At 69.4% G+C, this 11,622-nt stretch carries 11 protein-coding genes and 1 riboswitch; of the genes, 9 read left to right on the top strand and 2 right to left on the bottom strand.

Annotated elements, in window-relative coordinates; genetic code table 11:
• Positions 1 to 31: 31 nt before the first annotated feature.
• On the top strand, positions 32 to 589 hold the full coding sequence (locus MO1_RS07430) for a GNAT family N-acetyltransferase (protein WP_060915680.1): 558 nt from the start codon (positions 32 to 34) through the stop codon (positions 587 to 589).
• 43 nt (positions 590 to 632) lie between these two features.
• On the top strand, positions 633 to 1,496 hold the full coding sequence (locus tag MO1_RS07425; protein WP_036312836.1) for an Fpg/Nei family DNA glycosylase: 864 nt from the start codon (positions 633 to 635) through the stop codon (positions 1,494 to 1,496).
• A gap of 1 nt (position 1,497) precedes the next feature.
• Here MO1_RS07425 and glpK read toward each other — a convergent pair whose 3' ends face one another.
• Both glpK and MO1_RS07415 read right to left on the bottom strand, forming a co-directional pair.
• Positions 1,498 to 3,030, bottom strand: coding sequence for a glycerol kinase GlpK (gene glpK, locus MO1_RS07420; RefSeq protein WP_060915679.1), 1,533 nt, complete (start codon positions 3,028 to 3,030; stop codon positions 1,498 to 1,500).
• Positions 3,031 to 3,092: 62 nt separating this feature from the next.
• Positions 3,093 to 4,790, bottom strand: coding sequence for a glycerol-3-phosphate dehydrogenase/oxidase (locus MO1_RS07415; RefSeq protein WP_060915678.1), 1,698 nt, complete (start codon positions 4,788 to 4,790; stop codon positions 3,093 to 3,095).
• 130 nt (positions 4,791 to 4,920) lie between these two features.
• Here MO1_RS07415 and MO1_RS07410 point away from each other — a divergent pair, with 130 nt between their 5' ends.
• From MO1_RS07410 to MO1_RS07380, 7 genes are all read left to right on the top strand, one after another.
• Positions 4,921 to 5,880, top strand: coding sequence for a sugar-binding transcriptional regulator (locus MO1_RS07410; RefSeq protein WP_036312843.1), 960 nt, complete (start codon positions 4,921 to 4,923; stop codon positions 5,878 to 5,880).
• A gap of 69 nt (positions 5,881 to 5,949) precedes the next feature.
• Positions 5,950 to 6,089, top strand: a riboswitch (FMN riboswitch).
• Positions 6,090 to 6,157: 68 nt separating this feature from the next.
• Positions 6,158 to 7,177 (top strand): bifunctional diaminohydroxyphosphoribosylaminopyrimidine deaminase/5-amino-6-(5-phosphoribosylamino)uracil reductase RibD, encoded by a 1,020-nt coding sequence (gene ribD / locus MO1_RS07405; protein WP_060915677.1) that lies wholly within the window; start codon positions 6,158 to 6,160, stop codon positions 7,175 to 7,177.
• A complete protein-coding gene (locus MO1_RS07400) occupies positions 7,177 to 7,824 on the top strand; it encodes a riboflavin synthase (RefSeq protein WP_036312847.1) in 648 nt (215 codons plus the stop codon). The genes ribD and MO1_RS07400 overlap by 1 nt, the downstream gene beginning before the upstream one ends.
• Positions 7,821 to 9,101, top strand: coding sequence for a bifunctional 3,4-dihydroxy-2-butanone-4-phosphate synthase/GTP cyclohydrolase II (locus MO1_RS07395; RefSeq protein ID WP_036312849.1), 1,281 nt, complete (start codon positions 7,821 to 7,823; stop codon positions 9,099 to 9,101). The genes MO1_RS07400 and MO1_RS07395 overlap by 4 nt, the downstream gene beginning before the upstream one ends.
• Entirely contained in the window at positions 9,098 to 9,571 is a 474-nt protein-coding gene (gene ribH / locus MO1_RS07390) for a 6,7-dimethyl-8-ribityllumazine synthase (protein ID WP_060915676.1), read from the top strand. The genes MO1_RS07395 and ribH overlap by 4 nt, the downstream gene beginning before the upstream one ends.
• 51 nt (positions 9,572 to 9,622) lie before the next feature.
• Positions 9,623 to 9,973 (top strand): hypothetical protein, encoded by a 351-nt coding sequence (locus MO1_RS07385; protein WP_060915675.1) that lies wholly within the window; start codon positions 9,623 to 9,625, stop codon positions 9,971 to 9,973.
• Between the two features lie 171 nt (positions 9,974 to 10,144).
• Positions 10,145 to 11,593 (top strand): MFS transporter, encoded by a 1,449-nt coding sequence (locus MO1_RS07380; protein ID WP_060915674.1) that lies wholly within the window; start codon positions 10,145 to 10,147, stop codon positions 11,591 to 11,593.
• Positions 11,594 to 11,622 lie beyond the last annotated feature (29 nt).

Genomic DNA, 11,622 nt, shown 5'->3' with positions numbered 1-11,622 from the left:
AACGGCACACGACCGCCGGTAGCGTGAGGGCATGGAACCGGTGACCCTGCGGACGGAGCGGCTCGAACTGTCGGTGCCCACGGCGGCTGATGTCGATGCCATCACGGCGGCGGCGCAGGATTCTGAGGTGCCGCGCTGGACGACGCTCCCCTCGCCCTACGAGCGGACGCACGCCGAAGAATTCATCGACAAGGCCGCGACGTGGTGGGACGAGGAGAGCGAGCTCACCTGGGGCGTTCGCCACGAGGGCCGCTGGATCGGGATGATCGGACTGCACCGGGTCGAGAAGCAGGGCGCCGCCGAGATCGGATTCTGGCTGGATGCCGCCGCTCGAGGCCACGGCTTCCTCACCGAGGCGGCGGCCGCGGTCGTGGACTTCGGGTTCGCCGAGCCGCTCTCGCTGACGCGGATACAGTGGCGGGCGATCGTCGGCAACCACGCGTCGGCCCGCGGCGCACAGAAGCTCGGCTTCCGCTTCGAAGGCACTCTGCGCCAGGGCCTCTCCGGTCCGCGCGGCCGGGACGACGGCTGGATCGCCGCCGTGCTCGCGACCGACGACCGCGCGCCGCAACCCTGGCCGGTCCTCTGACAACCCCCTGACCCGAGTCCTCCGCCGATGGCAGGATGAGCCCATGCCTGAGATGCCCGAGGTGCAGGGACTGGTCGACTTCCTCGGCGAGCGCGCGACCGGACTGACCGTCACGAAGGTGTCCGTCGCGAACATCGCTGCCCTCAAGACGTACGACCCGCCGATCGACGCCATCACCGGCGCACAGGTCACCGGCGCGTTCCGCCACGGCAAATTCATCGACCTCGAGACCGATGCCGGGGCCCACCTGATCTTCCACCTCGCCAAGGCGGGCTGGCTCCGCTGGTACGAGCAGCTGCCCGCGACGGTCATCCGTCCGGGTAGGACACCGATCGCCCTCCGAGTGGGATTCGACGACGGGTCGGGGTTCGACCTGACCGAGGCCGGCTCGAAGAAGTCGCTCGCCTACTACGCCGCCCGATCCCCCGCCGACGTCCCCGGCATCGCACGGCTCGGACCTGACCCGCTCGATCAGTCGTTCACGCGCGAGACTCTCGCCGGGCTCCTCGCCGGCCGACGCACGCAGATCAAGGGCGTCCTCCGCGATCAGTCGATCGTCGCCGGTATCGGGAACGCCTACTCCGACGAGATTCTGCACGCCGCGAAGATGTCGCCCTACGCTTTGGCTGCGGGGCTGACGGATGCCGAGATCGATCGGCTCTACGCCGCGACGCGGCAGACGCTGACGGATGCGGTGGCCGCGGCGTCCGGCAAACCGCCCGCCGACCTCAAGGACGCGAAACGTCGCGGCATGGCCGTGCACGGTCGCCGCGGCGAGATCTGTCCCGTGTGCGGCGACGAAGTGCGATCTGTCTTCTTCGCCGACAACAGCCTGGAGTACTGCCCGACGTGTCAGACGGGCGGCAAGATCCTCGCCGACCGGCGGCTGTCGCGCCTGCTGAAGTAGGTCAGACGGTGCCGGCGAGCACGCGTGCGTCGTCGTCGACCCAGCCCATGGACTTCTCGACGGCCTTCGCCCACAGGCGGCAGCGACGGTCGCGCTCGTCGGGGTCCATCTGCGGCTCGAACCGGCGGTCTTCCTGCCAGTAGCCGCGGAGGGCGTCCTTGTCCGACCAGACGCCGACGGCGAGACCGGCCGCGTAGGCGGCTCCGAGCGCGGTCGTCTCGACCACCTTGGGGCGGATCACGGGGATCCCGAGGATGTCGGCCTGGAACTGCATGAGCATGTCGTTGCGCGTCATGCCGCCGTCGACGCGCAGCTCGTCGAGGTCACGGCCGGTGTCGGAGATGACGGCCGTGATGACGTCGCGCGTCTGGAACGCGGTGGCCTCGAGGGCCGCCCGCGCGATGTGCGCCTTCGTGACGTAGCGGGTGAGGCCGACCAGCGCGCCGCGGGCATCGGGGCGCCAGTAGGGGGCGAAGAGGCCCGAGAAGGCGGGCACGAAGTAGGCGCCGCCGTTGTCCTCGACGCTCCGGGCGAGACGCTCGACCTCGGCGGACTCCGAGATGATCCCGAGGTTGTCGCGCAGCCATTGTACGAGCGAGCCCGTGACGGCGATCGACCCTTCGAGCGCGTAGTGCGCGGGCTCGTCCCCCAGGCGGTAGGCGACCGTCGTGATGAGACCGGCCTGCGAACGGACGAGCTCGGTGCCGGTGCCGACGAGGAGGAAATTGCCGGTGCCGTAGGTGTTCTTGGACTGTCCGGCGTCGAACGCCGCCTGTCCGAAGGTCGCCGCCTGCTGGTCGCCGAGGATGCCGGCGATACGGATGCCGCGGGCGACCCGCGGCTGCACGACCTCGCCGTAGACCTCCGAGGACGAGCGGATCTCGGGGAGCATCTCACGAGGGATGTCCCACACCTGCAGCATGTCGTCCGACCAGTCGAGGGTCTTCAGATCCATCAGCAGGGTGCGGCTCGCGTTGGTGACGTCGGTGATGTGGATGCCGCCGTCGCTCCCGCCCGTGAGGTTCCAGACGATCCAGGTGTCGGGCGTGCCGAAGAGCAGATCACCGGTCTTCGCCGCCTCGCGGGCGCCGTCGACGTTGTCGAGAATCCACGCGATCTTGGAGGCCGAGAAATACGACGCGAGCGGCAGCCCGGTGACGTCGGCGAACGCGTCGACGCCGTGAGCGTCGATGAGCCGGTCGATCGCGGGCTGAGTCCGTGTGTCCTGCCAGACGAGGGCGTTGTGGATGGGTCGACCGGTCCGCCGGTCCCACACGATCGCCGTCTCGCGCTGATTGGTGACGCCGATCGCGGCGACGTCGGCCGCCGACAGCCCGACCTGGTTGAGGGCGCGAGCGAGTACCCACTCCGTGTTCGTCCAGATCTCCACGGGGTCGTGTTCGACCCGCCCGGCGCGGGGGAAGATCTGCTCGTGCTCCCGCTGCGCGGTGGCGATGAGGGCCCCTTCGCCGTCGAACACGATCGCGCGTGTCGAGGTGGTTCCCTGGTCGATGGCGATCACGTGTTCGGCCACGTCTCGTCTCCTCTTCGAGTGCTCGTCGCCAGGTCGCGGCGACGGAAGTGCCGGAGTCAGCGTCAGACGGCGACGGGATCGGCGGCATGTGCCGCGGCGAGCGCCCGATCGATCTCGAAGCGGCGCGCTGCGGCATCCCACCCCATCACATCGGCGATGGCGTCTGCCACTTCTTCGATGACCTCGACCGTCGCCTCACCGCGGAAAGCGATGTTGGTGCGGCGGAGGAGGATGTCGTCGAGGTGGACGATCGACTCGGTGCGGGCGATGTGACGGAACTCGCCCGAGCTGAACCGCGGAAGCGAAGCGAGCGGCGCATCGGCGTCGTCCTCGCGGATCGACGCCGCGACGGCGAGGGCGTGCGTGCCGTAGCGGTGCAGCATCCGGGTTCCGCGCTCGAGGCCGAAGTCGGACAGGTGCTGGTGCACCCACTCGTCGCGGTCGGCGTCGGTGCGGGGGAACCCGACGGCGCCGCCGATGGGCAGTCCCTTGGTCGAGCGGACGCGGTCGCGACCGATCCGTCCCAACAGCTCGTCGGTGAGACGAGCGGCGACAGCACGGAAGGTCGTCCACTTTCCGCCGACGAGGCTCAGCACCGGGACGCGGTCCGACCCGGGAAGCACGGCCTCTTCGATCCGGTAGTCGCGGGAGACGAATCCCGCGGCGATGTCACCGTGGCCGGGAAGGGGACGGACGCCCGAGTAGCGGTGGACGATCTGCGAGCGGTCCACGGGGATCGTCGGGAAGACGTGACCGATGAGGTCGAGGAAGTAGTCGACCTCCTCCTCGGTGCAGACGGCCGGCTCGGACATGTCGTGCTCGAGGTCGCTCGTGCCGACCAGAACGCGGCCGTTGAGCGGGTAGATGAGGACGATGCGACCGTCGGAGTGCTCGAAGAAGAGCTCCCGACCGCCGGTGGCCTGCATCAGCTCGGGGTGATCGAGGACGATGTGCGACCCCTTGGTGCCGCCCATGAAGTGGGTGGCGTCGCCGAGGGCGCGGTTCGCGAGGTCGGTCCACGGGCCTGCCGCATTGAGGACGACGGATGCCGCAAACGGGAACTCCTCACCGGTCACCTCGTCGCGGAGCACGACCTTGCCGTCCTGGACGCCCGCGGCGGAGACGTAGTTGGCGGCGCGGGCACGGCTGCCGCCCACGGCGACGCCGTCGCGCACCAGGTCGAGGCCGAGACGCTCGGGGTCGCGGAGGGAGGCATCCCAGTAGGTGGCCGTGTACTTCACGTCGGGGTTCAGGTCGGGCAGCGCACGGAGCGACCGGCGGCGACCGTGGAACGTGTGGCGGGGAACCTTGCCGCCACCGCGGGAGAACGAGTCGTAGATGATGAGGCCGACCTTGATCAGCAGGGCACCACGCTCGGTCGAGGCCGTCTTGCGGTGGAGTACCATCCGCAGCGGCGCGGAGAGCAGGCCCGAGAACGTCGAGAAGATCGGCACGGTGGTCCGGAGGGGCCGGACGTAGTGGGCCGCCGTGGTGAGGAGGTCGTTGCGCTCGGTGACGGCTTCGTGGACGAGGCGGAGCTCGCCGTTCTCGAGGTAGCGGATGCCGCCGTGGATCATGTGGCTCGACGCCGCTGACGCGCCGGAGAGGAAGTCGTTGCGCTCGACAAGGGCGACGTCGATCCCCTGCAGGGCCAGGTCGCGGAAGGTCGCGACGCCGTTGATGCCGCCGCCGATGATGAGCACGTCAGCCTGGGGCCGCTCGCGCAGCACCGTCGTCGTCCGTCGGATCTCGGAATCCACGTCACACTCCCACTTCTGCCGGGTGTCGACCCGGTCGCCTCAGACCGCCACCGGAGTGGCTGTTGGGACCAATGATGACATTCGTGGACGGGATTGCAGTTCGCTTGCACATACGTGCACACTGTCCTTCGTGGAAGACACACTCGATCCCGAAGACATCCGTCGCGCGCTCACCGCGGCGCACCTGTACTACGTGCAGGACCGCACGATGGAGGCGATCGCGCGCGAGCTGGGGACCTCCCGCTCGACCGTGTCTCGACTGCTCTCGCGGGCCCGGGCGACCGGCATCGTCGACATCCGCATCCGCTCCCCCTTCGCCGCACCTCAGCTGCTCGAGCAGAACCTGGCCGACCGGTACGGCATCACGGCGCACGTCGTCCCGGTGCCCGACGATGCGAGCGACGTCGAGCGGCTCGAGCGCGTGGCGACCGCTGCCGCTCATTTGCTGGGCGACCTCGTGGTGCCCGATGCCACGGTCGGCATCGCCTGGGGGTCGACCACCGCTGCCGTCAGTCGTCGCCTTGTCCCGAAGGCGGTGCACGGGACGACGTTCGTGCAGCTCAACGGCTCGGGGAACACCCGGACGACCGGACTCCTCTACGCCAGCGACATCCTCAGCCGGTTCGCCGTCGCCTATGGCGGCAGCGCGCAGCAGTTTCCCGTGCCGGCGTTCTTCGACGATCCGCGTACGAAGCACGCCATGTGGCGGGAGCGCAGCACGACCCGCATCCTCGACATGCACGCCGCGATGGACCTCGTCGTCTTCAGCGTGGGCGCGGCGGACTCCCGGGTGCCGAGCCACGTGTACTCCGGCGGTTACCTCGAGCCCGAGGAACTCGCAGCACTCGACCAGGAGGGGGTCGTCGGCGACGTCGCCACCGTCTTCTACCGGCTTGACGGCTCGACCCGAGGCATCGAGCTGAACGACCGGGCGACGGGCCCTCGGTTCGACGTGCTCCGCCGCGTCCCGAGCCGGGTGTGCGTCGTGTCGGGCGTCGACAAGCGCGACAGTCTGCGCGGAGCACTCGCGGCGCGGCTCGTCACCGAGCTGGTCGTCGACGAGGCGACCGCCCGGTCCCTCGCCGAGTGACGCCGGATGTCAAGAGAAGACAGGGAATGAATCGGGCGCAAGACGGTTGATTACACTGCAAGAGCAAGAAACGTGCTCCGGGGTCGGTGAGAATCCGAACCGGCGGTGACAGTCCGCGAGCGGGACCTCTGGTCCTGCTGACCCGGTGGAATTCCGGAACCGACGGTGATGCGACGCAAGTCGCTAGTCCGGATGGGAGGCAGCACGGACGGACGCGCGAGCCCGCGCAGCCGTCTGCAGCGCCCGCGCCCCGGAACACCCCATCGTGAGGATCCGGATGAGTGTCACCGATGCAGAGCGCACCGCGCTCCGTCATGCGTTCGCGCTCGCAACGCGGGGACCGCGAGGGCTGAACCCCCAAGTCGGCGCCGTCATCCTCTCCCCCACCGGTGAGATCCTCGCCGAGGGGTGGCACCACGGTGCCGGCACACCCCACGCCGAGATCGACGCCCTGTCGAAACTGGACCCGGATGCCGCACGCGGCGCGACCGCCGTCGTGACCCTCGAGCCGTGCAACCACACGGGACGCACCGGTCCGTGTGCGGTCGCGCTCATCGAGGCGGGCGTCGCACGAGTGGTCTATTCCGCCAAAGACCCCGGCGCCGTGTCATCGGGCGGCGCCGAACGGCTTCGCGCCGCCGGCATCGACGTCGACGGCGGCGTGCTCCGCGAAGAGGGCGAACAGCTCATCGAGTCGTGGCTGACCGTCCAGCGCCTCGGCCGGCCTCACGTCACCGTGAAGTGGGCGCAGTCGCTCGACGGGCGGGCCGCGGCATCCGACGGCACCAGCCAGTGGATCACCGGGCCGGACGCGCGCGCAGACGTCCACCGTCGGCGATCCCTCGCCGACGCGATCGTCGTCGGAACCGGCACGGTGCTCGCCGACGACCCCGCGCTCACCGCGCGCAGGGAGGACGGTGACCTCTTCGAGGACCAGCCCCGTCCCGTCGTCGTCGGAACGCGCGCCGTGCCGCAGGAGGCGCGCGTGCGCTCGCACCCGCGACCGTTCATGCAGGACGAGGGCGACGACCTGCGCGACCTCCTCGACCGCCTGCGCGAGCTCGGGGCGCACCGCGTGTTCCTCGAAGGCGGTCCGACACTCGCGGCCTCGTTCCTGCGGCAGGGGCTCGTCGACGAGGTCCTCGTCTACATCGCTCCGACCCTGATCGGCGGCGAGCGCGTCGCCGTCGGCGACATCGGCGTCGCGACCATCGCAGAACAGCGGCGACTCGACATCGTCGGTGTCGACAGACTCGGCGACGACATCCTCGTCACCCTGACCCCGAAGGAGAGCTGATGTTCACGGGCATCATCGAAGAGCAGGGCGTCATCACCGCGATCGAGCCGTCCGGCGACGGCGTCCGCCTCGCCGTGCGCGCTCCCCTCGCAGTCTCGGACGCAGCACGCGGCGACTCGATCTCGATCAGCGGCGTGTGCCTCACCGTCACCGAGCAGACCTCTGAAGGCTTCACCGCCGACGTCATGAAGCAGACGCTCGACATGTCGACCCTCGGCACCCTCGCCGTCGGCTCGCCGGTCAACGTGGAGCGGGCACTCGCCGCGCACACGCGCCTCGGCGGTCACATCGTGCAGGGGCACGTCGACGGCACCGGCGAGGTGCTCGAGGTGCGCCCCGGCGAGCAGTGGCGCGTCATCCGTGTCTCGCTCCCGGCAGAGCTCGCCCCCCTCGTCGTCGACAAGGGCTCGATCACGGTGCAGGGCGTCTCCCTCACCGTCTCGGCCGTGTCCGACGCAGACGCCTCGACCCACTGGTTCGAGATCTCCCTCATCCCCGAAACCCTCGAGGTGACCACCCTCGGCGCGCTGACGCCCGGCGACCCGGTCAACCTCGAAACCGACATCCTGGCGCGGCACGTGCAGCGCCTGCTCCGATTCGCCTCGCCCGACGGCATCCCGACCACAGAAGAAGGAGGCTCCCGATGAGCCTTTCCACCATCCCCGACGCCCTGGCAGCCCTCAAGGAAGGCCGGCCGATCCTGGTCGCCGACGACGAGAGCCGCGAGAACGAGGGCGACATCATCCTGTCCGCCGAGCTCGCCTCGCCGGAGTGGCTCGCCTGGACCATCCGCTGGTCCAGCGGTTTCCTCTGCGCACCGATGCCCGCCGACTGGGCCGACCGCCTCGACCTGCCGCCGATGGTGGAGGTCAACCAGGATGCCCGGAGCACCGCGTACACGGTCAGCGTCGACGCCGCCGAGGGTGTCACGACCGGCATCAGCGCCTCCGACCGCGCCCGCACGGTCAACGTCCTCGCGGACCCGAACTCCGTCCCCTCGTCGCTCATCCGTCCCGGTCACGTCCTGCCGCTCCGCGCCGTCGACGGCGGCATCCGCGAGCGCGCGGGCCACACCGAAGCCGCTGTGGAGCTCATGCAGCTCGCGGGCCTCCAGCCCGTCGGTGTCATCGGCGAGGTCGTCGCCGATGACGGCAGCATGATGCGGATGCCGGGGCTCCTCGAGATGGGCGAGCGGGAAGGCATCCCCGTCATCACGATCGAGCAGCTCATCGCGCACCTCAACGCGTCCGACGGCGACAGCACGTCCGCCCACGCCGACGGCTTCCCCAAGCGTCGGGTGAGCCTCCGTGCCGAAGCCACCGTGCCGACCTCGCACGGCGAGTTCCGCTTCCTCGCGTACAAGGACCGGATCACCGGCACCGACCACATCGCGGTCGTCTCCGGCGACCTCACCGAGGACGCACCTCTCGTGCGCGTGCACTCCGAGTGCCTGACGGGCGAAGCGTTCGGCTCGCTGAAATGCGAGTGCGGTCCGCAGCTCGAGGCGGCGCTCGACGCGATCGAGCAGGACGGCGGCATCGTCATCTACATGCGCGGCCATGAGGGCCGCGGCATCGGCCTCATCAACAAGCTGCGCGCCTACAGCCTGCAGGAGCGCGGCCTCGACACCGTCGACGCCAACCTGGCCCTCGGCCTCCCCGCCGACGCCCGCGATTACGCGGCGGCGGCCGGCATCCTGCAGGACCTCGGCGTCGCGCAGATCCGGCTGCTGACGAACAACACCGACAAGGTCTCGCAGCTGCGGGCCCTCGGCCTGTCGATCGTCGATCAGGTGCCCCTCCTCGTCGGAGTCGGCGCCAACAACCACCAGTACCTGGCAACGAAGGCCGATCGCATGGGCCACATCATCGACGCCGACGAGCTGCGCGAGGCTCTCGCGCACAGTGAGGAGCACAAGGCATGAGCGGACACGGAGCACCCCAGACCGAAGCGGTCGACGCGAGCGGAATGTCGGTGGTCGTCATCGCCGGCCAGTGGCACGACGCCATCAGCAACGGGCTGATCGCCGGCGCCGCGCGGCTCCTGGACGCGTCGGGCGCCTCGTGGCGACTCGTGCGCGTGCCGGGCTCGTTCGAGCTCCCCGTCGCATCGAAGGCCGCGCTCGACGCCGGTGCTGACGCGGTCGTCGCCCTCGGCGTGATCATCCGCGGCGGCACGCCCCACTTCGACTTCGTCTCGGCGGCTGCGACCGACGGCCTCACACGGGTCGCCCTCGACACCGGCAAGCCCGTCGGGTTCGGCGTGCTGACCCTCGACGACGAGCAGCAGGGCCTCGACCGGGCCGGCCTCGAGGGTTCGAAGGAGGACAAGGGAGCGGAAGCAGCGGATGCCGCCATCCGCACGGCACTCGTCCTCCGCGACCTCCGCGGCTGAGCACGCGCCCTCCCGGTGCGCAGGATCGCCACCTTCAGGTAGCCTGAGGGCATGGAGATCCTGCGCAGCATCGTCGTCCTCGTTCACCTCGTCGGGTTCGCGACGCTCTTCGGTGCGTGGGTGGTCGAGCTGGTCGGGCAGCGCCGGGTGACCCGGATCATGCACTGGGGTCTCGGCATCGCCCTGGTCGCCGGACTCGCGCTCTCGGCCCCGTGGGGCCTCGATCACGACCTCAACTACGCCAAGATCGGCATCAAGCTCGTCGTGCTTGTTCTCATTGGCGGGCTCCTCGGGGCCGGTGCGGGTCGCCTTCGGAAGTCGGGGTCGGTTCCCGCCGGGATCTTCTGGCCCATCGGCATCCTCACCCTTCTCAACGCCGGGCTCGCCGTCATCTGGCGCTGACCGGGGCTTCCCGCCGCGATGCGCGGGAGTAGGGTGGAGGTTTGCGCGTCGACGACTCCGCCGGCGCCTCGGTGATCCCAGTGCTGTGATGTCCCCGCGACACCCCTGCGAGGCCATCCGCCGCCGACACGTCCCATGAGGACCCACCGCTTCGTTCCGAAGGTCCCCCGCATGTCTTCCGCAGCACCCGCGGCATCCGTCGCACCCGCCAATCCGCGCTCCCGCGTCATCACCGCGAGCCTGATCGGCACGACGATCGAGTTCTACGACTTCTACGTCTACGCGACCGCCGCCGTCCTCGTCTTCCCCATCCTCTTCTTCCCTGCCGGCAACGACACCACGAACCTGCTGCTCTCGTTCAGCATCTTCGGCGCCGCGATGGTGGCGCGCCCCGTCGGCGCCGTGATCTTCGGCCACTTCGGCGACAAGTTCGGCCGCAAAGCCACCCTCGTCGGCTCACTCCTCACGATGGGTGTCGCCACCTTCCTCATCGGCTTTCTGCCGACGTACGGCCAGGTCGGCATCGTCGCACCAATCCTGCTGCTCATCCTCCGACTCGCGCAGGGCTTCGCGCTCGGAGGCGAGTGGTCGGGTGCTGCGCTCGTGGCGACGGAGAACGCGCCGAAGGGCAAGCGAGCCTGGTACGGCACCTTCCCGCAGCTGGGAGCTCCGATCGGGTTCATCATCGCGAACTCCGTCTTCCTCGCGATCTACTTCGCGCTCCCCCACCCCGATGGCCCGGCGCAGCGGAGCGAGGCGTTCCTCGAATGGGGCTGGCGCGTGCCGTTCCTCTTCTCGGCCGTCATGGTCATCGTCGGTCTCTACGTTCGGCTCAAGCTCGTCGAGTCGTCGACGTTCGCCAGGGCGGAGAAGACCGGTGCGATCCGCAAGTTCCCCCTCGGCGAGGTCGTCCGTCGGCACTGGCGGCAACTCATCCTCGGCACCTTCATCATGCTGGCGACGTACGTGCTCTTCTACCTGATGACCGCGTTCACCCTCGCCTACGGCACAAAGGCCACGACAGAGAGCGCCGCCTCAGCGGCTGAGGCGGCCGGCACGGCCTTCGACGCCACGACCTACGTTCCGGGCCTCGGCTTCGGATACACCGACTTCGTCATCATGCAGATCGTCGGCGTGGTCTTCTTCGGCATCTTCACGCTGCTCTCCGGTCCCGTCGCGGACTCCATCGGACGCCGCCGTCTGCTGCTGTGGATCACCGGAGCCATCGGGGTCTTCGGACTTTTGTTCAGCGTGTTCCTGTTGCCCCAGCTCGACCCGAAGTTCACCGGCGCACTGGTACAGGGATTCCTCATCCTCGGGTTCATGCTCATGGGTGCGACGTTCGGACCGATGGGTGCCCTTCTGCCGGAGCTCTTCCCGACGAACGTCCGCTACACGGGGTCGGCGATCTCGTACAACGTGTCGTCGATCCTCGGCGCCGCGCTCGCTCCGATCGTGGCGACCGCACTGTGGGCGGCCGCGGGCGGCTCGCCGTGGCTCGTCGGCATCTACCTGTCGGGCTCCGCCGTCCTCACCTTCATCGCGCTGTGGCTGTCGAAGGAGACGAAGGACGTCGAGTACGAGACGAACATCGGACACGCGGACCTCGGCATCCGCTGACCTCCGCTGAATCGACGGATGCCGCGGCC

This window comes from Microbacterium oleivorans NBRC 103075 (assembly GCF_001552475.1).
Classification (GTDB): domain Bacteria; phylum Actinomycetota; class Actinomycetes; order Actinomycetales; family Microbacteriaceae; genus Microbacterium; species Microbacterium oleivorans.
The sequence above is the reverse complement of the archived record's forward strand: the minus strand, read 5'-3'. Positions and strand labels throughout refer to the sequence as shown.

Coding starts and splice junctions, on each gene's coding strand:
- MO1_RS07425 (WP_036312836.1), top strand. CDS start 633: ATGCCTGAGATGCCCGAGGTGCAGGGACTGGTCGACTTCCTCGGCGAG.
- MO1_RS07380 (WP_060915674.1), top strand. CDS start 10,145: ATGTCTTCCGCAGCACCCGCGGCATCCGTCGCACCCGCCAATCCGCGC.
- ribH (WP_060915676.1), top strand. CDS start 9,098: ATGAGCGGACACGGAGCACCCCAGACCGAAGCGGTCGACGCGAGCGGA.
- MO1_RS07400 (WP_036312847.1), top strand. CDS start 7,177: ATGTTCACGGGCATCATCGAAGAGCAGGGCGTCATCACCGCGATCGAG.
- ribD (WP_060915677.1), top strand. CDS start 6,158: ATGAGTGTCACCGATGCAGAGCGCACCGCGCTCCGTCATGCGTTCGCG.
- MO1_RS07430 (WP_060915680.1), top strand. CDS start 32: ATGGAACCGGTGACCCTGCGGACGGAGCGGCTCGAACTGTCGGTGCCC.
- MO1_RS07385 (WP_060915675.1), top strand. CDS start 9,623: ATGGAGATCCTGCGCAGCATCGTCGTCCTCGTTCACCTCGTCGGGTTC.
- MO1_RS07395 (WP_036312849.1), top strand. CDS start 7,821: ATGAGCCTTTCCACCATCCCCGACGCCCTGGCAGCCCTCAAGGAAGGC.